Annotated in this window: 25 protein-coding genes and 1 pseudogene; 15 read left to right on the top strand and 11 right to left on the bottom strand. The window is 67.2% G+C overall.

Features of this window, described 5'->3' with window-relative positions; translation table 11 throughout:
• Positions 1-147 precede the first annotated feature (147 nt).
• Genes msuE through VG561_RS00355 form a run of 3 tightly spaced genes read left to right on the top strand, consistent with a single transcriptional unit; the run spans position 148 to position 2839 of the window.
• Positions 148-732, top strand: a complete 585-nt coding sequence (gene msuE, locus VG561_RS00365) for an FMN reductase (RefSeq protein WP_049439650.1) — start codon at positions 148-150, stop codon at positions 730-732.
• 56 nt (positions 733-788) lie between these two features.
• Positions 789-1766 carry a DUF1852 domain-containing protein gene (locus VG561_RS00360; RefSeq protein ID WP_346601068.1) on the top strand — a complete coding sequence of 326 codons (978 nt, stop codon included), beginning with the start codon at positions 789-791 and terminating at the stop codon, positions 1764-1766.
• Between the two features lie 38 nt (positions 1767-1804).
• A complete protein-coding gene (locus tag VG561_RS00355; protein WP_014647229.1) occupies positions 1805-2839 on the top strand; it encodes a methionine synthase in 1035 nt (344 codons plus the stop codon).
• Here the strand turns inward: VG561_RS00355 and VG561_RS00350 are convergent.
• From VG561_RS00350 to VG561_RS00340, 3 genes are all read right to left on the bottom strand, one after another.
• Complete coding sequence (locus VG561_RS00350; RefSeq protein ID WP_111206846.1) at positions 2796-3431, bottom strand: hypothetical protein; 636 nt, start codon at positions 3429-3431, stop codon at positions 2796-2798. The two genes, VG561_RS00355 and VG561_RS00350, sit on opposite strands and share 44 nt — an antisense overlap.
• A 65-nt stretch (positions 3432-3496) precedes the next feature.
• Positions 3497-4312: a S1 family peptidase gene (locus VG561_RS00345; protein ID WP_111206848.1), complete on the bottom strand. Its 816-nt coding sequence runs from the start codon at positions 4310-4312 to the stop codon at positions 3497-3499.
• A 135-nt stretch (positions 4313-4447) separates the two neighbouring features.
• The gene (locus tag VG561_RS00340) at positions 4448-4804 is read right to left on the bottom strand and encodes an excalibur calcium-binding domain-containing protein (RefSeq protein ID WP_111206845.1); all 357 of its coding nucleotides are present in this window, start codon (positions 4802-4804) and stop codon (positions 4448-4450) included.
• A gap of 480 nt (positions 4805-5284) precedes the next feature.
• Here VG561_RS00340 and VG561_RS00335 point away from each other — a divergent pair, with 480 nt between their 5' ends.
• Together VG561_RS00335 and VG561_RS00330 are read left to right on the top strand one after the other, a co-directional pair.
• Positions 5285-6286: an NUDIX domain-containing protein gene (locus VG561_RS00335; RefSeq protein ID WP_423179259.1), complete on the top strand. Its 1002-nt coding sequence runs from the start codon at positions 5285-5287 to the stop codon at positions 6284-6286.
• A gap of 50 nt (positions 6287-6336) precedes the next feature.
• Complete coding sequence (locus VG561_RS00330) at positions 6337-8184, top strand: hypothetical protein (protein ID WP_423179258.1); 1848 nt, start codon at positions 6337-6339, stop codon at positions 8182-8184.
• A 45-nt stretch (positions 8185-8229) separates the two neighbouring features.
• On the opposite strand, the pseudogene VG561_RS00325 reads toward VG561_RS00330, so the two are convergent.
• A pseudogene (locus VG561_RS00325) lies at positions 8230-8415 on the bottom strand (hypothetical protein); the annotation flags it as partial.
• A gap of 270 nt (positions 8416-8685) precedes the next feature.
• On the bottom strand, positions 8686-10260 hold the full coding sequence (locus VG561_RS00320; RefSeq protein WP_423179257.1) for a CocE/NonD family hydrolase: 1575 nt from the start codon (positions 10258-10260) through the stop codon (positions 8686-8688).
• An 804-nt stretch (positions 10261-11064) separates the two neighbouring features.
• On the opposite strand from VG561_RS00320, the gene VG561_RS00315 reads away from it, so the two are divergent.
• Complete coding sequence (locus tag VG561_RS00315) at positions 11065-11805, top strand: DNA/RNA non-specific endonuclease (protein ID WP_014647237.1); 741 nt, start codon at positions 11065-11067, stop codon at positions 11803-11805.
• Between the two features lie 18 nt (positions 11806-11823).
• On the opposite strand, the gene VG561_RS00310 is transcribed toward VG561_RS00315, so the two are convergent.
• Positions 11824-12729 carry a hypothetical protein gene (locus tag VG561_RS00310; protein ID WP_423179256.1) on the bottom strand — a complete coding sequence of 302 codons (906 nt, stop codon included), beginning with the start codon at positions 12727-12729 and terminating at the stop codon, positions 11824-11826.
• A 131-nt stretch (positions 12730-12860) separates the two neighbouring features.
• Here VG561_RS00310 and VG561_RS00305 point away from each other — a divergent pair, with 131 nt between their 5' ends.
• Positions 12861-13556 (top strand): HAD family hydrolase, encoded by a 696-nt coding sequence (locus tag VG561_RS00305; RefSeq protein ID WP_014647239.1) that lies wholly within the window; start codon positions 12861-12863, stop codon positions 13554-13556.
• A 7-nt stretch (positions 13557-13563) separates the two neighbouring features.
• Here the strand turns inward: VG561_RS00305 and VG561_RS00300 are convergent, their stop codons facing one another.
• Genes VG561_RS00300 through VG561_RS00285 form a run of 4 tightly spaced genes read right to left on the bottom strand, consistent with a single transcriptional unit; the run spans position 13564 to position 15611 of the window.
• A complete protein-coding gene (locus VG561_RS00300; RefSeq protein WP_032957563.1) occupies positions 13564-13794 on the bottom strand; it encodes a hypothetical protein in 231 nt (76 codons plus the stop codon).
• Complete coding sequence (locus tag VG561_RS00295) at positions 13791-14216, bottom strand: VOC family protein (RefSeq protein WP_423179255.1); 426 nt, start codon at positions 14214-14216, stop codon at positions 13791-13793. Before VG561_RS00295 ends, VG561_RS00300 begins: the two co-directional genes overlap by 4 nt.
• Positions 14217-14226: 10 nt before the next feature.
• Positions 14227-14688, bottom strand: coding sequence for a helix-turn-helix domain-containing protein (locus tag VG561_RS00290; protein ID WP_014647242.1), 462 nt, complete (start codon positions 14686-14688; stop codon positions 14227-14229).
• On the bottom strand, positions 14685-15611 hold the full coding sequence (locus VG561_RS00285) for a LysR substrate-binding domain-containing protein (protein WP_014647243.1): 927 nt from the start codon (positions 15609-15611) through the stop codon (positions 14685-14687). The genes VG561_RS00290 and VG561_RS00285 overlap by 4 nt, the downstream gene beginning before the upstream one ends.
• Positions 15612-15702: 91 nt before the next feature.
• Here VG561_RS00285 and VG561_RS00280 point away from each other — a divergent pair, with 91 nt between their 5' ends.
• The 4 genes from VG561_RS00280 (at position 15703) to VG561_RS00265 (ending at position 18527) form a co-directional block, all read left to right on the top strand.
• Complete coding sequence (locus VG561_RS00280) at positions 15703-16743, top strand: hypothetical protein (RefSeq protein ID WP_142234773.1); 1041 nt, start codon at positions 15703-15705, stop codon at positions 16741-16743.
• Positions 16740-17621, top strand: a complete 882-nt coding sequence (locus VG561_RS00275; protein WP_423179254.1) for a TolB family protein — start codon at positions 16740-16742, stop codon at positions 17619-17621. Before VG561_RS00280 ends, VG561_RS00275 begins: the two co-directional genes overlap by 4 nt.
• 62 nt (positions 17622-17683) lie before the next feature.
• The gene (locus VG561_RS00270) at positions 17684-18226 is read left to right on the top strand and encodes a GFA family protein (protein WP_041863476.1); all 543 of its coding nucleotides are present in this window, start codon (positions 17684-17686) and stop codon (positions 18224-18226) included.
• Positions 18219-18527: a DUF6958 family protein gene (locus VG561_RS00265; RefSeq protein WP_014647247.1), complete on the top strand. Its 309-nt coding sequence runs from the start codon at positions 18219-18221 to the stop codon at positions 18525-18527. The genes VG561_RS00270 and VG561_RS00265 overlap by 8 nt, the downstream gene beginning before the upstream one ends.
• Here VG561_RS00265 and VG561_RS00260 read toward each other — a convergent pair whose 3' ends face one another.
• Positions 18528-19883, bottom strand: coding sequence for a sigma-54 interaction domain-containing protein (locus tag VG561_RS00260; protein ID WP_126412286.1), 1356 nt, complete (start codon positions 19881-19883; stop codon positions 18528-18530). It abuts the gene before it with no gap.
• Between the two features lie 397 nt (positions 19884-20280).
• Here VG561_RS00260 and VG561_RS00255 point away from each other — a divergent pair, with 397 nt between their 5' ends.
• From VG561_RS00255 to VG561_RS00240, 4 genes are all read left to right on the top strand, one after another.
• Positions 20281-20811: a hypothetical protein gene (locus VG561_RS00255; protein WP_142234776.1), complete on the top strand. Its 531-nt coding sequence runs from the start codon at positions 20281-20283 to the stop codon at positions 20809-20811.
• Positions 20812-20855: 44 nt separating this feature from the next.
• Positions 20856-21425 (top strand): hypothetical protein, encoded by a 570-nt coding sequence (locus VG561_RS00250; RefSeq protein WP_142235010.1) that lies wholly within the window; start codon positions 20856-20858, stop codon positions 21423-21425.
• Positions 21426-21468: 43 nt separating this feature from the next.
• On the top strand, positions 21469-22785 hold the full coding sequence (locus VG561_RS00245) for an adhesin (protein WP_142234777.1): 1317 nt from the start codon (positions 21469-21471) through the stop codon (positions 22783-22785).
• Between the two features lie 99 nt (positions 22786-22884).
• Positions 22885-23589: a C39 family peptidase gene (locus tag VG561_RS00240; RefSeq protein ID WP_046430798.1), complete on the top strand. Its 705-nt coding sequence runs from the start codon at positions 22885-22887 to the stop codon at positions 23587-23589.
• The last annotated feature ends 5 nt before the right edge of the window (positions 23590-23594 follow it).

Below are 23594 nucleotides of genomic sequence, written 5' to 3'. Positions count from 1 at the left end.
AGTAATACCATTTTACGTCATGGAAGGGCATGGCTAGGATCGGGTCATGCCTTCGGTTGCCTGCCAGCCTGCTGACCCAGCCGGCCTGCAGGGCTGCGCACCTGCAGATGCCCGAAGGCGCTCCCCTCCCCCGCTGATAGCGAACAGATGACCCGCCCCCTCCGTATCGTCGCCGTTTCCGGCGGACTGCAACGCCCCTCCAGGGCCGCCGCCCTGGCCGAGCATCTGCTGGACCTGATCGGCGAAGACATCCACAGCGAACAGCAGCTGATCGAACTCGGTGAGCTGGCACCGCAGCTGGCCGGTGCGCTGTGGCGCTCGCAGCTGCCCGAGGCCGTGGAGCGGCAGCTGGTTGCGGTTGAACAGGCCGACGTCCTGGTGGTGGCCACGCCGGTCTACCGCGGCTCCTACACCGGCCTGTTCAAGCACTTCTTCGACTTCATCGACCAGGATGCGCTGGTCGACACCCCGATCCTGCTGGCCGCCACCGGCGGCAGCGAGCGCCATGCCCTCGTGATCGACCACCAGCTGCGCCCGCTCTTCAGCTTCTTCCAGGCCCGCACCCTGCCCCTGGGCGTCTACGCCACCGACCGCGATTTCGCCGAGGGCCGCGTGAACAACGACGCACTGATCCAGCGTGCGCGACTGGCCGTGCAGCGGGCGATGCCCCTGCTGGCGCTGTCCCATCGCGCCGCGCCTCCCGCTACCGCAGAGGCCACCGCAACGCTTTGAATGCCAGACGCCGCCGACCTGCATCTGGATGTCACCCCGCAACCCGGAACGCCGCCATGACGACCGATACCTTCACCTTCAGCATCACGCACATCCCCTTCAACGAGGATTACCAGCCGGCCGAGGGCACGCGCATCACCACCAACTTCGCCAACCTGGCCCGTGGCGCGTCGCGGCGGGAGAACCTGCGCAACACGATCAGCATGATCAACAACCGCTTCAACGACCTGGCACATTGGGACAACCCGAATGCGGACCGCTATGCGGTCGAGCTGGACATCATCACCGTGGAGATGCACATCGACGGCGCCGACGGCAGCGATCCGTTCCCGTTGATCGAAGTGCTGCGGCCGACCATCGTCGATACGCAGACCGGCGCGCGCACCGAAGGCATCGTCGGCAACAACTTCTCGTCCTATGTGCGCGACTACGACTTCAGCGTCGTGCTTCCAGCCAGCAACGAAGGCAAGGACACCTTCGGCATTCCGGAGGGCTTTGGCGACCTGCACGGCAAGCTGTTCAAGCACTTCCTGGAGTCGGACGCCTACCGCGCCAACTTCAACAAGGGTCCGGTCATCTGCATCAGTGTGTCCAGCAGCAGGACCTACCACCGCACCGAGAACCATCATCCGATCCTGGGCGTGGAGTACCGCCAGGGTGAGCGCTCCCCCACCGACCAGTACTTCGACAAGATGGGCCTGCGGGTGCGCTATTTCATGCCACCGGGCAGCGTCGCGCCGCTGGCGTTCTACTTCCAGGGCGACCTGCTGGGCGATTACTCGAACCTGGAACTGATCGGCACCATCAGCACCATGGAAGCCTTCCAGAAGATCTACCGCCCGGAGATCTACAACGCCAATTCCGTGGCCGGCAAGGTCTACCAGCCCAGCCTGAAGCACCAGGACTACTCCTCCACCCGCATCGTCTACGACCGCGAAGAGCGCAGCCAGCTGGCGGTCAAGCAGGGCAGGTTCACCGAAGAGCACTTCATCAAGCCGTACCGCGCCGTGCTTGAGCAGTGGGCCGCCCGCTGATCCATCGATTTACCAACCGCCCCAGGACACACGACACAATGCCGACGAAGACGCTGCTCCCCACCTCCACCGCAGGCAGCCTGCCCAAACCCTCCTGGCTGGCAGAGCCCGAAACACTCTGGTCACCCTGGAAGCTGCAGGACGAAGCGCTGCTTGAAGGCAAGCAGGACGCCCTTCGCCTGTCCCTGCAGGAACAGCAGCACGCCGGCATTGATATCGTCAGCGACGGCGAGCAGACCCGGCAGCATTTCGTCACCACCTTCATCGAGCATCTCAGCGGCGTCGACTTCGAGAAGCGCGAAACCGTGCGCATCCGCAACCGCTACGACGCCAGCGTGCCGACCGTGGTTGGCGCGGTGAGCCGCCCGAAGCCGGTGTTCGTGGAGGATGCGAAGTTCCTGCGCCGCCAGACCACGCAGCCGATCAAGTGGGCGCTGCCGGGCCCGATGACGATGATCGACACGCTGTACGACGCGCACTACAGGAGCCGCGAGAAGCTGGCCTGGGAGTTCGCGAAGATCCTCAATGAGGAAGCGAAGGAACTGGAGGCCGCCGGCGTTGACATCATCCAGTTCGATGAGCCGGCCTTCAATGTGTTCTTCGACGAGGTGAACGACTGGGGCGTGGCCGCCCTGGAGCGTGCGATCGAAGGGCTGAAGTGCGAGACGGCGGTGCACATCTGCTACGGCTACGGCATCAAGGCCAACACCGACTGGAAGCAGACGCTGGGTTCGGAATGGCGCCAGTACGAGGAGTCGTTCCCGAAGCTGCAGACCTCCAGCCTCGACATCATCTCGCTGGAATGCCACAACTCCCATGTGCCGATCGACCTGATCGAGCTGGTGCGCGGCAAGAAGGTGATGGTCGGTGCCATCGACGTGGCCTCCACCACGGTGGAAACCCCGGAGGACGTGGCCAACACCCTGCGCAGGGCGCTGCAGTTCGTGGACGCCGACAAGCTCTACCCGAGCACCAACTGTGGCATGGCGCCACTGGCGCGCGACGTGGCCAGGGGCAAGCTGCGCGCACTCAGCGCGGGAGCGAGGATCGTTCGCGAAGAACTCTCGGCATAACCCTGGCTGGGGAGGAATTGTTGTTCGAATGTCGGTTTGACGGAGCCTGGCCGGGTATCGACCAGGCTCCACCCCGCCCCTGCACTTCCGGTCGGGTCTTCATCGCGGGCTGTCGCGGCGCCAGTGCCTGCTTGATCCGTACCACCTCCCCCGCCCCGGCCTCGGCCAGGCGGCGGGCCTGCTGCCGTTGTTCCCGCGAAAGCGCGGGCGACGGCGCAGCGCCTGTTTCCGGCGCTACGTCCACCAGGCGTGCCACTGCCTCGCGCAGCCGCAGCTGTGGGCAGAGCCGCGCAGCACACCAGCGCTCGGCGTAGCGCCTGGCCTGCCGCACATTCGTGGCGGCCACCACCTTGGTCTGGGACATCCTGCGTGCATCCAGGTAGACCCGGAAGCCAAGTTCGGCATGCGGCACGATGTTGGCCACCGAGCGCCCGTTCCACCACAGGTCCCAGCGCTCGCCGCTCCGTACCCAGCCGGAGGGCCGGGTGACCGTCATGAACTCTGGAAGATCGAAGGGAGGACTCATGTCGGGAAGGATACGAGCGCCCGTCGCACCGGCTGAGATCCGCACCGTGCGCTTGTTCGAGACCATGAATCGTTAAGGCGCGCTTGCTTCCGCTACGCCTGCTCCGCACCGCCGGGCTACGGGAACAAGAACTAAAGTGACGCGTCACGCTCGATGATGCTTTCGATCCAGTCGATGTAGCGGGACACACGCACGTTGTAGACCACCTGCCCATAGAAACCCGCTTCCAGCGCATGCTCGGGTACGGCGGTGATCCAGGAACCGAGGCCCACCAGCTGCCAGGCCCCATCTTTCTCGATCACCAGCGGGCCGCCGCTGTCGCCGTTGCCGAGCACGCCTTCAAGGGGAAGGCCCTGCGGAGGCGGATCAAACCGGTACCAGAGATAGCGCGTGTTGCCGCCTGTGATCGCGTTGCAGGCCCGCCGCAGCGTTGTACGATGCGGCCCGCCGGGCATCAGGCCAGTCGCACCATTGCCGGTGGCGCCTCTCCCTATCAGGGCGGCGACCTGCGTGACCTCGTCGGCGCCCCGGTAGAGTGCGACCGGCGGCACATCGCTCACCGGTGCGGCAAGTCTGATCAACGCAATGTCATCCGATGCTGCCAGGAACGCGTGGATTTTCGACGCGCTCCCGGTTGCCATCGCTTCCTTGCCCAGCGCCTCGGGCATCTTCCGGTAGCCGGGGTGCAGGAAGACACGCTCGACGCCGTAGCCGTTCCCATTGATGGTGATGGTGGCGCCCCTCCCTTCCATCGGCGCGGCATGCGCGGCGGTCAGCACCCAGCGCGGCGCGATCAGGACGCCGTGCCCCTCGCCCGGCATGTCGGCCAGCGCGGGGAAGGCCGATGCATCGATCTGATACCGGGCGTCGTCCACATCATCACGGATGACCACGGCACCGGCAGTGAACGGGAGCGTGGCCAATGCCAGGAAAATCCAGCGGTTCATGGTTGCTTGCATCCCAGCAGTTCAATCCCAACAGCCTAGGGCATGGCCCTGCCATACGGGGAGATCGTGCGACCGATCCCCGGCGATTGCCGACGAATGCGGGGAAACGGGAGTTGAAGCCAGGCGGGCCATGCCCTACCTGCGGCCGCGATAGGGTTCGCAGCCCACGCCATCATTGTCACGATCGAGGTGCGGGCCATAGCCCGGATCACCACGCCGTACCGGCGCCGCCCCGGCGGCGCGGGCCTCCGCGCAGTTGGCAAACACCCGGGAACTGCGCGCGGGCGCGGGGGCGAAACTGCTGCGCGGAGTGTCGACGTATCGAGGTGCCGCTGGAGCGCCTCGATGACAGTGATACTCACCCGTTTTCCGGTTGGTGTGGCACCCCTGCTTGTCGAGCCCGCCCGGATGCGCGAGCGCATTGGCGGACAGTGCCAGTGCGAGCATGCCGGATGCAGTCAATACGCTGGAAACGCGGCGTCGTGTGTCCATGCCTTCCCCCTGTCAGGCACTCCTGCCAAGGGGAAGGCTAGCATGGTGTCTCGACCGCCAGGCTTGACGCTGCAGCGGCTGCCACTCAACGCAGGTAGTCCTTCAGGAACAGCCAGGTGATCAGCGTCGGCAAGATCAACAAGAAGAAGCTGCGCGTGGTGCACGACCCGGAGGCAGGCGCCGGCAGTCGCTGATCCCTGGGCGGCCACGGGCTCTGCGCCAACGCGGGGAAATCAATGCACCCGCGCTCCTGTTCCGTCGGTTCCGCCGCATACATCGTGGCTGGCGCCGATCCTCCCTCGCCCCTCGCTCCTACAGTGGATTCGCGGCGACGCACGGCCTGCACCCCCGATGGCAACGTCGCCGCCCCCACCTTTCGAGCCCACAGGAGCGAGACATGGCATGCCTTTCCCGGACTATCGCTGGCACAGCGGCAATGCGCCCAGCCCCCTCCACGCAGGTTGAACGGAGGGGTGCACCATGAACCAGGTCTACGTCGCAGTCTGGGATGGAGCCCACTATCTGGTCGTCCGCAAACGGGTGCTCAACAGCTGGTGGGGCAGCAATTCCGTGGTCGTACTTTCTGCCGAGGCGATGGCCGCTGTGCTGGCCATCCGCAACGCGTCCGGCGGTGGCACAGAGCAGGACTGGGATCTGGTGAAGAAGCTGCTTTCCGGCGCCTGGCGCGCCGCAGGGTCAGTCGCCTACCGCGGCGAACGCACGCTGCCCCGCACCATGGACGCACTGGACCGGGCGCTTGAAAGCGCCGAACGCACGCATCCGCAGACCGATGACATCGCCATGGAGACGCTGGCCGCTCTGCAGAGCCTGTTCCGCGAGGACGCAAGAACCCCTCCCACGTTCAGCGCTGCGCGTGCAACCTTGCGGGAGCTCTCCATCGCGTTGCCGCCGCCCACCCGGGGTGCGCCGAACTGGGCCGCTGCGTTGATACTGGCACAACGCCTGGTGGCGGAAGTCGGGGCGTGGTCGGATGGCCTGCCCCCGGCGCTGGTGAACCAGGCGGGGCAATGGGCCCTGCCCGGCGGCGGCCGCCTGAACAACGAACGCAAGGAGCGCGCCGCGCGCCGCGAGTTCGAGGAGGAGCTTGGCATCTGGCTTGGGCAGGGACGCGCCGCATGCGATCTGCGTGCCCGGCTGTTTCCGGATGGGGGAGGCAGCTTCTCCCTGGTTCGCTTCCGCACCACGGCCGAGGAGCTCCTGCGGATGGCGCAGGAGGCCGAGAACAACGTCCAGGCCAGTGCCAGCAGCCCTACGCGCCCCCAGTCCTGCCTGGTGACCGACTGGGAGGTGGCGAGCATCGGACGGGTGCCGGTGGCCAATCTGCGCAATGTCCTCGGGGCACGTGTGGAGGTTCCGGGCGAAGGAACACTGGAGGTTGACGAGGCCCTGGCCAGCGCCAGGCCCGGTAGCCAGGAGATCGGCTGGTACCGGGAGATCGCCGCCCTGCTGTCACCCGCCTGAGCGTCCAGCGCGAACCCATGTGATCCCCTGCAAGCCCAGCGAGGCCCACCATGAAAGAGAGCACGCCCGAGCGCGAGGCCCGGCGCCACATCAGCAAGCAGCTCACCGCGCAGATCAACAACGCGCAGGCGTATCCCGACGTCCGCTCGGTCGTGGTCAAGGCCCTGTCGGACATCAAGGACCAGCTGCGCAGCCTGTCCAGCAAGGTACGGCGCGACTACAGCCTGAAGCCTGACGAGCCGCTGATGTTCTTCTACGTCAAGGGCGGCAACGCACTGGACGCACTGCTTGAACGCCCGGCCCAGCCGCCACCGACGCTGTTCGATTTCGGCCGGTCCGACTGGGATACGCAGGTGGTGATCAATCCCTGGATTCCGATCCCGGCCCAGGACGCCCTGCACGGCGGCGTGGAGGACATCGTGATCGAGGTGATGCTCGGCGCCGGCCTCAACATCGCATTGGAGATCGGCGTCTTCCCACCCAACCAGAATCCGCTGGCCGGCCAAGTGGTGGATCTTGCACCGGTGGACATCCATGTGCCGCCCGGCCAGCAGTGCCTGGTGACCTGTGACACTCCGCAGACGTTCCGGAAGGTCTACCAGCGTGACCGCGCGGGCCTGCATCTGTTCACCAGCGAACCGCTGAAGGGCATCGGCACCTCCACGGCCTTGGCCAGCCCGTCCGTGCTGCCCCCGCCGCAGCCGCCACTGCCCGTGCAGCCGCCACCTACCCCTCCGCCGCCACCCGGCATCATCCTCAACGACGGCATCAAGCCGTTCGTGCTGTACCGCATGGGCTACACCTGGCACGCGCGATGGGTGAAGGATCCGAAGGCGCCTGTCGGCGACGACCCGGTGACGCCGCGGCCGATCCTGATGGAACTGATCGATGTGACCACGCCGCGCCGCGATACCGTGGAGGCCGTGACAGTGTGGTCGGACATCATCCGCAACCATCTGGTGATTGCCGAGGATGCCGGCGCGGAAGAGCGCTGGCGGCTGCCCCTGCCCAGCATGGAGTACCACCTGTGGGAAGGCCTGACCATGCTGTGCGAGATCGCCGCCTATCCCGGCTGGCCGGGTGCGGACAAGCTGGAGAAGCGTCGCCGCAATGTGCAGCGCATCCACGACTGGTACCGCGACCAGCAGGGCGACCTGGCGACGTTCGGCAGGGTGATCGATGGCATCTCGGCGGCGCCGGTGTTCGCCGATGACAGGGACTGCATGCAGCAGGTCGATGCCTGCATGCGTGAGGTCAAAATGCGCATGCAGGCGTCATCTTCGGGATTCGATCACGGCGCCCTGTGGGCCACCCACACGCATCGCCTGCGGCAGGGGCGGCAGTGGGTCGCGCAGCGGGTCGCAACGCTGCTGCAACGCCTGCAGACATCTGCCGCATCCTGTGGCTACAGCGACGATCTGGCGTTGATCGGGACGCTGGCACAGAACCCCTACCTGGATGTCACCCAGGTACCGATCTCCGACGTCGACTGCGCGATGATCATCCGCACCGACCCTGCAACGCTGCGCAGGGCGACGGCGGCCAACTGCTTGAATGCGCTTGCCGAGGATCTCGGCGCGCACATGACCATCGAGGATTCCCTGCACTCGACCGTACGTGCGACGGGTATCAGTTACGAGCGAACGCTGGTGATCTTCGATGCGCCGCGTTCGCCGTCGGCGCGCGTGGCCAAGGCGATCCTGACATTCACCACGGCTGGCCCGGTCGGTTGCCCGTTCCGGGACAGCCCCGACGGTTCCGGGCAGGCCATCGCGCCGTTGCTGGACATGGACAACCAGCGCAAGGTGGCAGCCTCGATCGTCCAGGGTTTCGTGCAACGGGCGAATCTGTCCAGGCAGCACGAGATGATCCGGGTGCTGTTGCCGCAGGGGGAATGATCCTCCATCAGCGCAGCGCGGGCGGCGGGTTCCGATCAGGTCCGATCAGTCCCTGCCCTCCAGGATCCATGCCTCCAGCGCCTGCGTGTCCCGCATGTCCCCCGCGTAGCGGCGATCCGGCACGTAGGGCTCGTTCGAACCGCGCCCGCGACCGCGGTAGACCTTCATGGGCACCGAAATCCGGCTCAGCCCACTGGGCAATGGCTGAGGCCTGATATCCATGTAGACACTGAGGGCGCCGTCCATCTGGGAGACGAAGCCGGGATTGTGCGGGTCAACCACCCCGGAATGGCTGTCGCGCAGGGCCGCGTCAGCAGCCTCCAGATCCATCAACAGCGTGCTTGGCCAATCTGTGGCACAGCCTTGGGTGCCTGCTGCCAGTACCGCACCGACCAGCAACGATGCGAGCGCCATCGATTCACCTCTCGACTGGATTGCGCTCCAGTCTGGCAACTTTCAGGTCTGTCGTACCGCGCCCGCCGCAACGGGCGCGGCGCCACGTCAATGCAGGGGCACCTTCAGCACCGAAGGCGCGTTGGCCGGTGAACTGAAGGTCACCGCACCGCCCAGCTGGCTGATGCCTGCATAGCGCAGGTCCACGGTATCGACCACCAGGGTCAGCCGGCTGCCGGCCGGGAGGTTCCAGCTGCTGGCTTCCAGGCGGAGATCGATTGTTTTCGGCTGGCCGGGCGCGGCCCCGCGCAGGGTGTAGGGCTTGTGGCTGACCAGCTGGCCGTTGCCCAGCGCGTCTTCGGCATACAGGTAGGCATACAGCGTGGTATTGGCGCGGCTGGGCGTCACCGTCACCCGCACTTCCGGTGCGCCATCCAGGCGACGTGCGCTCCAGTAGATCGGGCCCTGCCAGACGCCGGCGGCGTTGCGGCCGACGAACGGTACATAGGCGCCGGGCGGCAGGTTGATCATCTGCAGTGCACCGGAGGCCATCACCACGCCGGAACTGGCAGCCGTCAGCAGCCCGCTGCCGATGCGGTAGCTCCAGCCGGTAGCGCCACCGTTCTCTGCCAGGCCGCCGGTGGGCAGCAACAAACCGGAGGGTGCGGTCAGGCCGTAGCTGACGGCGCCCGCATTGGTGGCCTGCCAGTCCGGATAGCGGCTCCAGCTGCCCTTCTGCGACTTCAGCTGCACCGCTGCCTGGCGATCGATGCCATTGTCCACGCCCTTCAGGTAGTGGTCGAACCAGTCGCCCACGGCGGCATAGACCTCATTGGGAATGCCGAACGCACCGAAGGCCTCGTTGAGGGCATGGTCGCCGTGGCGCAACTGCAGCTGCTTGGGCCCCTTCAGGCGGTTGAAGAAATCGACCAGCTGGCCCGGCGGGAACAGGCTGTCATTGAAGGCATTGGCGAGGAATACCGCCGGCTGGTTGGCGTTGATCTCTTCAAGGCCGCTGGCCGGGCTGCGCTGTGCGGCCACCGGCAGCAGCGAGTCCACCGCCCCCTGGTAATTGCCGACCAGCACATTGCGGTAGATGGTGGCCAGCTCCGCGCCGGGGCGGCCGGTGGCCAGGCCCGCCGCCACCAGCAGGGCGATGCCCTGGGCGCTGGGTGTGTCATGGCTGTACAGCGACGCCTGCAGGTCGGCCCAGCCACTGAGTGCGGCAACGGCCTTGATGCGGGGATCGCGCGCCGCCGCCAGCAGGCTGGTGCCGGCGCCATAGGAGATGCCCGAGACCCCGATCCTGGCCGGATCGGCGCGGGTGTTGTCCAGCGCCCAGTCGATCAGCGCGCTGACATCCTCGACCGTGGCGGGCCCGGCGATGTCGATGCTGCCACCTGACTCCCAGAAGCCGCGCGAGCTGTAGCTGATGACCACATAGCCGCGCTGCGCCAACGACTGTGCCACGCCCACGTACTCCACGCTGGGCACCGCCCAGCTGCTGGGCATGACCAGCAGCGGATAGCGCCCGCTGCCGGCATCCTGCGGCTCGATGACGAAGGCCCCGAGAGGCGTGCCATCCCAGCTGGGAATGGTGCGATGGGTGGTCTTGACCGTGGCGGCCCAGGCGGTGGGCGCCAGGCCGGCCAGCAGGATCAACAGCAGCAAAAGCTTGCGCATCGTCGTCTCTCCCCGTCGGTGGTGGTGCAACGGGTCGGACCGTACCAGTGCGAATGGTGGCTGGCACCTTGCGACGCAGCATGGCGCTTTCGGAGCCGACAGCCCAGGCGGATCGATGCGAAACCAGATTCAGGCGCGGTGGACAACCCATACCAGCAGGCCCGCCAGCGGTATCAATGCCAGCATGCCAACCACGCCCAGGCACCCGGATTGCCCGCGGCGCGACCTGGAATCCTGTGGGTGTGATCGCAACCAGTCTGCATGACACGCGCTGCAGTAGAAGCGCTGCTTCCCGTCTCGCCAGGCGCCGATGGTACGTGTGTCGTGCAGCGCCGCGCTGCCGCAGCGCCCACACTTGAAACTGCGGTATGGCGGACGCTTCTGTCGACGCAGTGCAGCCACGATCGCCATTCCGACGACGGCAACAACAGCGGCCCACGCAAAGACATCACTGCTCATCATTCCCCACGTGCCATGCCAGGGCTTTCCCAGATGCCGGCTATGGTACCGAGTCGCGCAGCCACTGCGGCACGACGCCCTATCACGCGCGCATGTCAGCCACGGACCGCGTGATCTGACAGATCACCAGTGCTTGCACCCGGTCACAGCTTCGCGTTCTCGTCGTTGACCAAAAGACGACAGCTTGTGACGCTTGCGACACCGCGCGGCCTTCCGGGCCCTCCTCATCGCGGCCTCGCTCTACTGCACTCCGCATCACCCGTATCCGCAACGCCTTCACATGACACAGGCCGGGCCTGGTCGTGGCGGGCAGCTGCGTCCTGAACTCTTTGCTGGAGAATCGCAATGCGCCTTGCAAGCTTCGTCTTTGCCTTCGTCCTCAGCGCCTTTGCCGGCGCAGCCCAGGCCCAGGTAGTCACCCTCAACAAGGGCGGCTTCGTGCTCACCTACGACTGCAGCATCCACAGTGCCACCCGCTACGAGTACACGCTCACCGCCGATACCGGTTCGGCCGCACGGCCGTCCAGCTTCTACAAGGACCCGGACCTGCCGGCCGGTTGCCTGGGCCAGACCAGCACCGCGTCCTACGCCAGCATCAAATCCGGCTATGACCGTGGCCATCTGGTCACGTCCAACCACATGGATTACGACGCGACCTACATCCGTCGCGCCAACTACATGACCAACATCGTGCCGCAGGTGTCCAGCTTCAACCAGGGCATCTGGGTGAAGGCCGAGAACGTGGCCGAGTGCTACCGCGACATCGCGCCGGTGGACGTCTACGGTGGCGTGGTCTACGGCGATGCCGCCAACGATTATTTCCTGGCCAGCCATGGCATTCCGACGCCGGAGTTCTTCTGGAAGACGATCATCACCCGCGACCCGAACACCGGAACCGCCAAGGCGATCAGCTGGATCATCCCCAACGAGGCCAACCTGGGCAGCCTGGACAACTACCTGGTGACGATTGCGGATCTGGAGGAACTGCTGGGTGCCAGCTACGTGGCGATCAACGCGCCGGCCTCGCTGAAGAACATGCTGCCGGCCACCACCTGGCCGCAGCCGGCCGGGTGTGACCTGGGCTGATCGGGGGGCAGAGGAACGTCACGATGCCTGTGCGCGCAGCCATCGTGACGCCAGCACTCTGGCCAGCAGGAACTGCACTGCGGCGCCGACGACGGTGGCAACGACAAGCCCGCGACCTGTCGTCGGCGCCCCAGCGGACAGCGCTCGCAGAAGATAAGCCATGCTGGCCAGGATGATCAGCAGCGCCGTGGCAAGCAGGATCAGCGACACCACCATCGTGCGCGCCGTCGATGCGGGTTCCGGCGACGGCGCACCGGCCCATAGGCCGGCAAACGTGGCCAGCGCGCAGGCCACCAGCAGGATCAGGCTCGCAATCTGCAGCTGCGCGGCGCCGTCGGCAACGGGCATGATGAACTCGCCGGGCGAGAATCCCACCGGCAGCTGCGCCACCAGGATGGGGAGCAGGCAGCTGCCGGCCACCAGCGCCACTGCGCCGGCGATGCCGGCACTGATGAGATGATGGTGCCTGCCCTCGGCACGTACGCGCCGCTGCATCAGCAGCGCTGGCACCAATGCCAGCAGCGTGAGGAGCAGTGCATGCGCAAGCATGCCCAGACTGATGGCGGCGACGCCGTAGACGGGAAACTGCGCCTGCGCCAGTGGAATGCGCATGGCGCGATCCAGCACGACGAGCAACCCGAAAAAGGCGATCGAAGCGATCACCGGGTGGCGGATCCGCAGCGCGCCGCGACGCCCGAACAGCAGCATCGACACCAGTACCGCCGCTCCGGCGAAGAGACTCAGCCTGAAACCGAGCTCCGCCAGCGCGTAGCCGATTTCACGTGAGGCCTCGGGCGGGCCCAGACGGCGCCCGAATTCGACCAGGCGGAGGGCTACGGGCAGATACAGGCAGAGCACGTAAAGCTTGGCGGCCATCGCGAACTGGATGGGGTACGCACTGAAGAATGATCGCAATCGGTTCAAGGCGTATTCCCGTGCAGGCGCTGGGCGGGCTGACCTGGCAGTCTAGCGTTCCTGTGGCCCGCGTGCCCCGCCCGACCCGCTATGGGAAAATGGCGGGCACGTCGCCCCTTTGGCTGTTCCCGGAGTAGTAGATGTCCCGTTTCCCCTTCGATGCCGTGCTGTTCGACTGCGACGGCGTACTGGTCGATTCCGAGCCGCTGGTGGCCCGTGTGCTCTCGGAAATGCTGACCGCACGCGGCTGGCCGCTGACCCCGGCGCAGGCGGGCGAGGTCTTCCTCGGCCAATCCGTGGCTCATCTGGCCGGGCTGATCGCAGAGCGCACCGGCAAGCCGTTCACCGAGCAATGGCTGGAGGAATTCCGCCAGCAGCGCAACCGTGCGCTGGAGCAGGACCTTGAGGCGATCCAGGGGGCGCCCGAGGCCGTGCGTGCGATTGCCGCGGCCACCGGCGGGCGGATTGCCTGCGCCTCCGGTGCCGACCTGTTCAAGGTGAAGCTGCAGCTGGGCAAGGTCGGCATCCTTGATGCCTTCGGTGCCCATGTGTTCAGTGGCCAGGACATGCCGAACACCAAGCCTCACCCGGATGTCTATCTGGCCGCCGCCGCAGCGCTGGGCGTGGACCCGAAGCGCTGCGCGGTGATCGAAGACACCGTGACCGGCGCCACCGCCGGCGTCGCGGCAGGTGCGACCGTGTTTGGTTTCAGCGAGGGCGGCCCGCACCACAGCACGCCGGAGGCCCTGCGCGCTGCGGGCGCGAAGGTGATCTTCCAGCGCATGGAGCAGCTGCCGGCAGTGCTGGCGGCCTACGCCGCCGACGCAGCCGCCTGAGGCGGCCTCAGCCCGCAGCGCCCAGTGCGGCGCCGCGGCGTTTCCCGGCGTAATGCAGCACGAACAGGTACAGGCCGGTGAACAGCTGCAGGAACAGTGGCGGCAGCGGCGAATAGGTGATCCACGCTGCAGGCTCGCCCTGCCCCAGCCCGCGAACGACGAAGTTGGCGATCACCGCCAGGGTGAAGACGATCGAGGTCCAGCGATGTACGGGCCGCGCCCAGCCACCGCGGCTCATTGACGGCGCCTCGTTTCGGAGCGCGCTTCGATCATCTTCCAGCCATTGCCGGACGGGTCGCGGAACCCCGCATCGATGGCGCCGTAGCGTTCGACCGGCTCCTGGGTGAACTCCACGCCCTGCGCCAGCCATTGCGTGTAGCGCGCCTGGCAGTCATCCACGGCCAGCACCAGCGGCGGCATTGCGCCCTTGGCCACCAGCTGCTGCAGCGCCTGCGCGGTGGCCGCATCGTGGGTGGGCGGACCGGGCACGAACAGGCCCAGCTGGAATCCGTCCTGGCCGGGGCTGCGCACCGTCAGCCAGCGGTAGCTGCCATTGCGCACGTCGGTATGCACTTCGAAGCCGAGCGTGCCGACGTAGAACGCGAGCGCCTCATCCTGGTCGCGCACATACAGGCCGACCGTGTTCACAGTGTTTGTCATGGGACCTCCCTCAGGTGGGATCCACGTTAGCAACCGCCTCGCGGCGGCGCTTCTCCAAAACTGCGATGTTCAGGTCCGGTCGCTGCGCGGCACGTGCGTGGCATTCCGGCACGCTGGCCGGCGTCGCCTCGCCGGCGCGCTCGCGCTGGCGCACATTGCCCGGGCTGTCGCCGGTGATGTCACGAAAGATGCGCCCGAAGGTGCCCAGGCTGCTCCAGCCGGTCTGCGCGGCGATCTCGGTGACCGGCAGCTCGGTGTCACGCAGCATCGCCACGGCCCGTTCGATGCGGCGGCTGAGCAGGTAGCGGTGCGGCGGCAGGCCGAATGCCTGCTTGAACGAACGCGCGAAATGCGCAGGCGATACCGCACTGACCTCGGCCAGGCGGGCCACCGGCCAGTCCTCGTGACTGGCGTGGTCCATCCGGTCCTTGGCACGCAGCAGGCGCCGCAACAGTTCCGGGCTCTGGTTCATGGCGTCACCGCGTGTGCCAGATGATGTCGCGACGCACGCCTGGCCTGCGCGGCCTGCTCGCCCAGCCAGTCACCGAATGCGATGACCTTGGTGCTGCGGCTGCGCGCCGTCGGTGCCACGAACCAGAAACCACGCCCGTCGCTGGCCACACCGGGATGTGCCTGCACCAGGCGCCCACTGTCCAGTTCGGCCTGGAACAGGATCGGCGAGCCGATGGCGATGCCCTGCCCGGCAATGGCAGCACCGACATCCAGATGCTCCATCGCAAAGGGGGTGACGAAGCTCTCCGGGTCCGGTGGCGGAACAGCACCATGTGCGGAAAACCACAGCGCCCACCAGTCAGGCCTGCCGAGCAGTGGAACCTCCAACGCCCGCCGACCGAGCCCGTCTGCCGCCGGCAGCAGCGCTGGCGCGCACAGCGGAGTGAAAATGCTGGGGAACAGGGGCGTGGCCTGCAGCCCGGGCCACGCACCATGCCCGTTGCGGATGGCGGCATCGAAACGCCCGGCGGCCAGGTCCTGCGGCTCTGCCGACAGGTCCAGTTCCAGCACGATGCTTGGATGGCGCGCGCGGAAACTGCCCAGGCGCGGCGTCAACCAGCTGGTGCCCAGCGTCGGTAGAACGGACAGGCGCAGTCGTGCCGCATCCATGTCAGCGGCGCGCATGAAACTGGCGCGCAGCGCGTCGAAGGCCCGGGTGGCCTCCACTGCGACGCTCGCACCGGCGGCGGTCAATTCCACATGCTGGGCGTGGCGCAGGAACAGGCAGGTCCCGGTCTGGGCCTCCAGCCGGCGCACGTGGTAACTCACCGATGCCGCACTGGTGTCGAGCTCCTCGGCGGCGCGGGCGAAGCTGCCCAGCCGTGCCGCCGCCTCGAAGGCGCGGATGGCGACAAGCGATGGCAGCTGGCGTTGGGTCACCATAAGTGTGGCTTAGCCTGAGCCCCGATTTCCGCGTGGTCAATCCCCCTCGCACGCGCAACGATGGAGGCACCTCCGGCGCGGGATAACGCACATGGATCGACGGCAGTTCCTGGCCACCCTGGCCGCCACGGCAGCGTCCACCGCCCTGCCCTCCGGGTGGGCCCTGGCCAGCCCCAGCGCAGACTGGAAATGGTTGCAGGGCAACTGGCAGGTCCGGCACCAACGCCTGAAGGAGCGCCTGGTGGGCGATACCCGCTGGGACGCCTTCACCGGCGCCAGCGCGGTCTGGCTCACCCTGGGCGGGCTCGGCACCATCGATGACAACGTCATGGCACTGCCTTCGGGCCCCTACAGGGGCCTGGGCGTGCGTGCCTTCGATCCGGTGTCTTCCACCTGGTCGATCTGGTGGATCGATGGGCGCACCCCTGCCCATATCGAAGCGCCCGTGCGCGGCGCCTTCGCAGGCGATGGCGGCAGCTTCCGTGGTCGCGATGACTTCAAGGGACGCCCCATCGAGGTCTGGTTCCGCTGGCATGACATCCACGGCGATGAGCCGTGGTGGGAGCAGGCGTTCTCCGACGATGCCGGTGCCCACTGGGAAGTGAACTGGCGCAACTGGTTCCGGCGCACTGCTGCGATCCCCACTCCGCTTCCGAAGCTGCCGGATGCACCGGGCGATTTTGATTTCCTGGTGGGCCATTGGAACGTGCGCCATCGCCGCCTGCGCGCTCGGCTGGCAGGCAGCGATGCGTGGGACGCGTTCAACGGCACCCTGCACAACTGGCCGGTACTGGGCGGATTCGGCAACGTGGGCGACAACCTGATGGACGTGCGTGGAGCACCGCTGCGCGGCATGGGCATCCGCGCCTGGAATGCGGCCGAGCGGCACTGGCTGAGCTGGTGGCTGGATGGCCGCGCGCCGACCCGGATCGGCGAGCCACTGCGTGGGGGATTCGAGGCCGGTGTCGGCCGCTTCTTCGGCGAGGACCAGCACGAGGGACGGGCGATCCAGACGCGGGTGATCTGGTCACGCATCACCCCGCGTTCGGCGCGCTGGGAACAGGCGGCCTCCGCCGATGGTGGACGCAGTTGGGAAACCAACTGGGTCAGCGACTTCGAGCGACAGGCATGAAGGCGCTGCTGGCCGTGATGCTGCTGGCATCGGCATTGCCCGTGCCCTCCCCGCCCGTGGTGCTGCGGATCATCGGCCCCGCCGAGCGCTTCGCCCCCGGCATTGCCTCCACACAGCATGACGAGATCCGGCTGACCCTGAGTCCGGACGGCAATACCGCCCTGTGGTTCAGCCGCAACCGGCCGGGGGAGCCTGGGGGCTACGACATCTGGATCTCGCACCGCGAAGGTGACCGCTGGCGGCCGGCCACGCCAGTGCCGTTCAACACGCCGGGGCCCGACTTCGATCCCGCATTTTCCGCGGATGGGCACGTCGTGTATTTCTGCTCGGACCGCGCAGGCGGCCAGGGCGGTGACGATCTGTATCGGGTCAGCATGGGGAGCGACGGTCGATTCGGGGAGCCAGTCAATCTTGGCCCCGCAGTGAACAGCGCGGCCGATGAGTTCGCGCCGATGCTCTCGCCCGACGGTCGTACGCTGTTGTTCTCCAGCGATCGTGCGGGCGGTGCTGGCGGCCATGACCTCTACAGCGCGGCGATGATCGGCGGCGTCGCGCAGCCGGCACGGCCACTGGCGGGAGACCTCAATACCGCAGCACAGGAGTTCGATGCCACCTTCCTGGGCGACGGCCGAACGGTGGTATTTGCCCGCGCCCAGGACTTCGGCAGCGCACCGGTGCGCCAGTTCATTGCCTACGAACGTGGAGGCCGCTATGACGCAGGCCATGCTTTGCCATCGCCCGTGAACGCGCCCAGCGGCGACAGCTACGGCGCGATGCTGGATGGCTCGCGCCGCGACACGCTGACCTACTCGGCGCGACGCGCCGGTGGTGAGGGACTGGACCTGTACCGCGTCCGCTACCGGATGATGCCGCCCTGAAGGCAGTGGGTGTCGATTTCCCACGCGCCCGTTCGTCGAGAGGTTGAGTACCCCAGGAGAAAATGCAGATGCCTTCCCAACAGTCCCTTGCCTGCGCCTGCGGCCAGGTCCGCCTGACCACCACCGGCAGCCCCATCGCCAGCGTCGAATGCTGCTGCGACAGCTGCCGCAGGGCCGGCGTCCGGATGCAGGCGATGCCCGGCGTACCGCAGGTGCTGGGGCCTCAGGGCCAGACGCATTTCGTAATGCAGCGCAAGGATCGCGTCCGCATCGATGCCGGGCATTCCCGGCTGCACGCGTGGCGGTTGTCCAGCACGGCCGGCAGCCGCCGCGTCGTGGCGGGCTGCTGCAATACGCCGCTCTTCCTGGAGTTCAGCGGTGGCCATTGGCTGAGCCTGTATGGGCTGTTGTGGCCGGACGCGATACGCCCCGCCGTGGAGATGCGGACGATGGTCAACGATCTTCCCGACGCGTCTGTCCTTCCCGGCGACGTGCCCAACCTGAAGACCCACTCGCTGCGGTTCCATGCCCGGCTGTTGAAGGCGTGGATCTCCATGGGCTTCCGCAGCCCACGCATCGAGATCACGGGAGACAGCCATGCCTGAGCCCGAGCGGATCGAGATCGAGAGCATCACCACGCCCGGGCACATCCAGCGCGTGGATCGCGCCAAGTACATGGCCATGCGCGCGGCCCTGCTGCGTGCCTTGCCCAGGCAACCTCCCGGGATGACGGTGGCGCAGGCGAAGCAGGCGCTGTTGCCGCACCTGCCCGCATCGCTGTTTCCGCAAGGCGCCACGGCCGGTTGGTGGCTGAAAGCCGTGCAGCTGGACCTGGAGGCCAAGGGCGTGATCGAGCGTCTTCCAGGCACGCCATTGCGCCTGTTCAAGCACGTGCCGGCCGGCTGATCAGCGCTGCGCCGGCAGCTCCAGCCGATGCTTGCGGCACAGCCGATACACGGTCACCCGCGAGATCTGCATCTGCCGCGCGCACTCGGAGACGTTGTAGCCGGTCTGCCGCAGCGTCTGCAGCAGCACATCACGTTCGGCCTGGCCGCGGGCATCGTGCAGCATCGCCCCCGGCGGCGCATGCACGGGCCCTCCCAGTTCGAGGTCACGCTCGCTGATCAGCTCGCCTTCGGCCATGATCGCCGCCCGCTGCACCCGGTTCAGCAGTTCGCGCACGTTGCCGGGCCATTCGAAACGCCGCATCGCCTGCAGCGCAGCGGGTGCAAAGCCACGTGCACGCACGCTGTGGCGCAGGCGGAAGCAGCGCAGGAAATGCTCGGCCAGCAGCTGCACATCAGCGCCGCGCTCGCGCAGCGGTGGCATCAGCAGGCGCAGCACGTTGAGGCGATAGTAGAGATCGCTGCGGAACCGCACCTGCGCCACCGCGTGCTCCAGTTCCACATGGGTGGCAGCCAGTACACGCACGTCCGCCCGCAGCGGCTGGCTGCTGCCGACCCGCTCGAACGTACCTTCCTGCAGCACGCGCAACAGGCTGGTCTGCGCTTCGGCCGGCAGGTCGCCCACCTCGTCAAGGAACACGGTGCCGCCGGATGCGGCCTCGAATACGCCGATCTGGCGCTTGTCGGCGCCGGTGAACGAACCACGCTCGTGGCCGAACAGCTCCGACTGCACCAGGTTCGCAGGGATGGCACCGCAGTTGACCGCGATGAACGGCTTGCCTGCACGGCCGGACAACGCGTGCAGTGCATGTGCAGCCAACTCCTTGCCGGTGCCGGTCTCGCCGGTGACCAGCACCGGCAGATCGACCGGCGCGAACTTGTGCAGTACGGTGCGCACCGCATGCAGCGCAGGACTCTCGCCGATCAATGCGCGCGGCCCCTGCCCGCTGCACACTTCGTCGGCAGACGTATCCTCCGCGTCGAACTGCTGGCGCATCGCCGCCACCAGGTCCTGCAGGCCGAAAGGCAGCGTGAACCGCGAGATGCAACGCTGCAACAAGGGCAGCCACGCGGCAGGCGTGGGCCCTGCGCCAGGCGGCAGCACCGCCAGCCACGTCAGATGCGCGTGCTGTTCGATCCACGGCGCCAGCAATTGCAGGGCCGGTGCATCCAGATGGCGAAGATCCAGCACGGCGAGCAGCCGGTCGCGCCCGCGCAGGCCGATGGCCATCGCCGGGTCGGGATGGATGCGACGCACGTACCAGCCTGCGGCTGCCAGCGCGCTGCGCTCGTTCGCCAGCGGCTCGCCGAACCAGAGCACGCATCGTGACGCAGAAGCCTCCGGGACCGCTGCCATGCTTCCCCCAGCATCCGGACACCGTCGGCGGACTGTCAGGCAATCACCGGCGTGCCGCCCCTCCGCCGGGACCTCTACGGCCACCGCGGCGGCCTTTGTTGCGCGGATCCTAGCGCTGCGCTAAACGGCGGCGCAATGAGCGGCGCGTCAAGAAAGCACTGGCTGAAGCGGCATCGTTACAGTCCGCGGCGGCACCTGTAACACCCGTGCGACAGTCGGGCGCCCGCCTTGCCCTGCGGCGCTTGGCGCTGCGCAATCCCAACATTTTTCCCACGCTGCTGTAACGACATGGCAGCAACGCCCCACGCCTGCCAGTGCCCGCCCCCCTGGCTGCCAAGACTTTCAGGGTTGGCACGGTTGATGCGTGGTTCCGCCGCACCCATCACGGGAGATCGGCATGGACGGCATCACCCCCATTCGCGGCCTGCTGGCAATGCTGGCCGTGGCCCTGCTGTCGGGCGCCGCGGGCGCCTCTGCCTCCGGTGCCCGCCAGGGCGTGAAGGCACAACCGGGCGAAATCGTCCTGTTGCGGGATGTGGCCGCGCGGCCGGCCTATCGCATGGCGCCCCCGGGCATGGCGCTGATCGCCGACCCGAAACCACAGCGCGAGATTGCGACGGCGCTCGGTGCGGGTACCCCGGCAAACGCGATGGACGAGCTGAGCGATGAGGACTATGCCGGCATGGGGGCGGGGCACACGGCTGCGACCGCGACCCCCACGGGCACCACCGTCGAACGGGTCGCCCAGCAGGCCCTGGGCGGCACGCTGGGACGCAGCAGTGACGGCATGCTCGGCAGCAGCCTCGGTGGCACACTGGGTGGCCCACTGGGCGCGGTCGGGAACAGCACCCGCGGCATCGGCGATACCGTGCGCGGCGCGCTCGCCCAGTTCCCGTTGCAGGGCCCGGCCCCGGCAGGTGGCAAGTGAAGCGGGCACGTTGGCTGCTGCTGGTCCTGTTTGCCACGCCGTTGATGGCGCAGGCCGACGACTACAGCGGCATGCTCGCCTACCTCGACGTGGCCCGCATCGACGGTCACGCCCTGGCGGGTGCAAACGGCGCCATCGCGGTGAACCAGGCGGCCGGTGACCTCAACCTGCAGGCCAACCTGCATGGCATCGCCACCGGCGAACGCGCCGACGTGTCGATCGGCAACCGGCAACTGCGGGCCGGCAACCGCGTGCTGAGCGCACCGGCGCACGCCACCGCCGTCATCGACGGCAACGCGCTGGCCGGTGCCAGCGGCATCGCATCCATCAACCAGGCCAGCGGCATCGCCAACACGACGCTCAACGTCGTCAGCGCGACGCTGGCTCGACAGGGCATACGCGAATCCGACGATACGGCCTTGGCCGCCGAAGGTTCCGCGTTGGCAGGGGGGCGGGACGACGCCGGTCGCGGCGTCGCGACCGGCACCCGCAGCGCCGGTGTCACCAGCACCGCGCTGCGGGGATTCGACGGGGTCCTGCAACTCAATCAGATCGCGGGCAGCGGCAACGACACGGCCAATGTGCTGGGCCTGGTCGTGCAGGACCGCCCGTGACAACCACCCAACCGATGCACCACCCGATGAGAGAGAGGGCACCATGAAAGCGACCGTCAAACGGACCATGCTCGCCATGGCGATTGCCACTGCCTCGACCGCCGCTGCGGCCAATGGCTGGGACAACCAGAACGCCAACGCGAACATCAACCACAACCACACCGTCAGCGAAACCCGCAACGACACCCACAACCACACCGACAACGACGTACGCAACCGCACCGTCAACGTCAATGTGCAGAAGCACAGCACCATCCAGGCCGACGAGCGCAAGGAAAAGAACAACCACGGCGTCGACGTGAACCTGGAGAAGGACCTGCGCCTCAGCACCGACGTCAATTTCTCCGGCGACCCCACCATCACCGGTGACATCGACCTCGACTCGGCGGCCATTGCGGTGATCGACAACCGCCAGTCGATCAGCAGCAACGCCACCAGCAACAGCCTGGTCACCAACAGTGCCTCCATCGGTGACAGCGTGGGTGCCGGCGCCTCCGGCAACCTCGGCTTCAACGTGGTATCGGGGGACAACAACGCCCAGGACAATGCCGCGTCATTGTCCGCTGCCGATGCGTCCTTCAGCTTCGGCATGGCCGACGCCGAGGTGTTCGTCAACCAGGCCGGCTTCGGCAACGCGACCATGAACTCCGGCGTCACCAATGCCGCAGGTCTCGGTGGCAATGCCTTCGGCGGTGCGTCAGGCAACATCGGTGTCAACATTGCTTCGGGCAACAACAACGAGCAGAAGAACGCGCTCGCGGCCTCGGTCGCAACCACGGCGGTAGCGCAGTCGAGCATCAGTTCGAACCAGGTCTCCACCGGCAACACGGTCAGCAACGCCGGCTTCGTGCAGTCCTACACGGATACCGTGCAGGTCGGCATGCGTGGCGGTGTCAGCGGCCTGACCCTGGCCTATGGCGCGGGCACCTACCGCGGCACCGGCAACGCCTACCAGATGGCGAACTACTATCTGGACACCTGGAATGGCGAACTGCCGCACCCGGGTGGCAACAGCACCGGCCACATCGACTTGGACAACCAGATCCAGAACGCCACGATGAACCCCAACCGGCCGGGGGTGGGCGGGCTGGGCTTCGATACGCGTGAAAGCGGCACCAGCCAGTTCGTCGAACTGGGCGTGGCCGATCTGTACGCCAGCCTGAGCGGCACGGTCAGCACCACGCGCTGGGTGAACGTCAACGCCACCAACACGTCGGCCTTGTCCGGCAGTGCCTTCTCCGGCGCCTCCGGCAACATCGGCGTGAACGTGGCGGCGGGCACCGGCAACCTGCAGGCCAACAGCCTGGCCCTGGCCGTAGCCCAGCCCAGCACCGGCGGTGGTGGCGGCAACGGCGAGTAAGAGCACCACCCCGGCCGTCCGCCAATGGCCGGGTTCCCGGGAGCCCCTGTTCCTCCTCCCCCTTGGGGCAGGGGCTCCCTCCTGCTGCTGGAGAACGTGATGATCGGCCACCGTCTGTCGATATGCCTGCTGGCCTGCCTGCTGTTGCTGGGCGGTGCATCGGCGCGGGCGGGCGACGTCGGCTTCGCCAGCGTGCTACCCAATGGCGCACTGCTGCAGCAGAAGGTGGAAAGCATGCAGGAACGGCGCTACCGCAACGTGGTGCGCCAGCACACCGATTACAGCTGCGGGGCGGCCGCACTGGCAACCATCCTGCGCCATGCCTATCACCTGCAGACCGACGAAGCGACGGTGATCGAAGGAATGATGGGGGTGTCCGATCCAGCACTGGTGGCCGAGCGTGGTTTCTCGCTGCTCGACATCAAGCGCTACGTGGAATCGCTGGGCATGCGCGGGCGCGGCTATCGTATCGATGAAACACGCCTGCGCACGCTTCGCGTTCCCGGTCTTGTGCTGATGGACGTGCGCGGCTTCCGCCACTTCGTGGTGCTCAAGCAGGTGCGCGACGGTGTGGTCGAGGTGGCTGATCCCATCCTCGGCAACCGCAGCCTGGCGCTGCCTGAATTCCTCGCTGCGTGGCCATCGCGTGCCGTCTTCGTGGTGATCGGCAGCGATTTCGATCGCAACACGGTTCTGCTGCAACCCAGCGAACGGCCCAGTGCCCGCGCGCTCTACGCGCGACAGGGGCCGATCACCGATGCCGAACTGGTCGACTTCGGCTTCAGCCACGCCGACCTGTTCTGAAGGAG

This window comes from Stenotrophomonas sp. CASM110 (genome assembly GCF_049384345.1).
In the GTDB taxonomy this organism is placed as follows: Bacteria; Pseudomonadota; Gammaproteobacteria; order Xanthomonadales; family Xanthomonadaceae; genus Stenotrophomonas; species Stenotrophomonas muris.
Note: the sequence above shows the minus strand (reverse complement) of the source record. Positions and strands in the feature narration are given on the sequence as shown.

Coding starts and splice junctions, on each gene's coding strand:
- msuE (WP_049439650.1), top strand. CDS start 148: ATGACCCGCCCCCTCCGTATCGTCGCCGTTTCCGGCGGACTGCAACGC.
- VG561_RS00360 (WP_346601068.1), top strand. CDS start 789: ATGACGACCGATACCTTCACCTTCAGCATCACGCACATCCCCTTCAAC.
- VG561_RS00355 (WP_014647229.1), top strand. CDS start 1,805: ATGCCGACGAAGACGCTGCTCCCCACCTCCACCGCAGGCAGCCTGCCC.
- VG561_RS00350 (WP_111206846.1), bottom strand. CDS start 3,431: ATGGTCTCGAACAAGCGCACGGTGCGGATCTCAGCCGGTGCGACGGGC.
- VG561_RS00345 (WP_111206848.1), bottom strand. CDS start 4,312: ATGAACCGCTGGATTTTCCTGGCATTGGCCACGCTCCCGTTCACTGCC.
- VG561_RS00340 (WP_111206845.1), bottom strand. CDS start 4,804: ATGGACACACGACGCCGCGTTTCCAGCGTATTGACTGCATCCGGCATG.
- VG561_RS00335 (WP_423179259.1), top strand. CDS start 5,285: ATGAACCAGGTCTACGTCGCAGTCTGGGATGGAGCCCACTATCTGGTC.
- VG561_RS00330 (WP_423179258.1), top strand. CDS start 6,337: ATGAAAGAGAGCACGCCCGAGCGCGAGGCCCGGCGCCACATCAGCAAG.
- VG561_RS00320 (WP_423179257.1), bottom strand. CDS start 10,260: ATGCGCAAGCTTTTGCTGCTGTTGATCCTGCTGGCCGGCCTGGCGCCC.
- VG561_RS00315 (WP_014647237.1), top strand. CDS start 11,065: ATGCGCCTTGCAAGCTTCGTCTTTGCCTTCGTCCTCAGCGCCTTTGCC.
- VG561_RS00305 (WP_014647239.1), top strand. CDS start 12,861: ATGTCCCGTTTCCCCTTCGATGCCGTGCTGTTCGACTGCGACGGCGTA.
- VG561_RS00300 (WP_032957563.1), bottom strand. CDS start 13,794: ATGAGCCGCGGTGGCTGGGCGCGGCCCGTACATCGCTGGACCTCGATC.
- VG561_RS00295 (WP_423179255.1), bottom strand. CDS start 14,216: ATGACAAACACTGTGAACACGGTCGGCCTGTATGTGCGCGACCAGGAT.
- VG561_RS00290 (WP_014647242.1), bottom strand. CDS start 14,688: ATGAACCAGAGCCCGGAACTGTTGCGGCGCCTGCTGCGTGCCAAGGAC.
- VG561_RS00285 (WP_014647243.1), bottom strand. CDS start 15,611: ATGGTGACCCAACGCCAGCTGCCATCGCTTGTCGCCATCCGCGCCTTC.
- VG561_RS00280 (WP_142234773.1), top strand. CDS start 15,703: ATGGATCGACGGCAGTTCCTGGCCACCCTGGCCGCCACGGCAGCGTCC.
- VG561_RS00275 (WP_423179254.1), top strand. CDS start 16,740: ATGAAGGCGCTGCTGGCCGTGATGCTGCTGGCATCGGCATTGCCCGTG.
- VG561_RS00270 (WP_041863476.1), top strand. CDS start 17,684: ATGCAGATGCCTTCCCAACAGTCCCTTGCCTGCGCCTGCGGCCAGGTC.
- VG561_RS00265 (WP_014647247.1), top strand. CDS start 18,219: ATGCCTGAGCCCGAGCGGATCGAGATCGAGAGCATCACCACGCCCGGG.
- VG561_RS00260 (WP_126412286.1), bottom strand. CDS start 19,883: ATGGCAGCGGTCCCGGAGGCTTCTGCGTCACGATGCGTGCTCTGGTTC.
- VG561_RS00255 (WP_142234776.1), top strand. CDS start 20,281: ATGGACGGCATCACCCCCATTCGCGGCCTGCTGGCAATGCTGGCCGTG.
- VG561_RS00250 (WP_142235010.1), top strand. CDS start 20,856: ATGGCGCAGGCCGACGACTACAGCGGCATGCTCGCCTACCTCGACGTG.
- VG561_RS00245 (WP_142234777.1), top strand. CDS start 21,469: ATGAAAGCGACCGTCAAACGGACCATGCTCGCCATGGCGATTGCCACT.
- VG561_RS00240 (WP_046430798.1), top strand. CDS start 22,885: ATGATCGGCCACCGTCTGTCGATATGCCTGCTGGCCTGCCTGCTGTTG.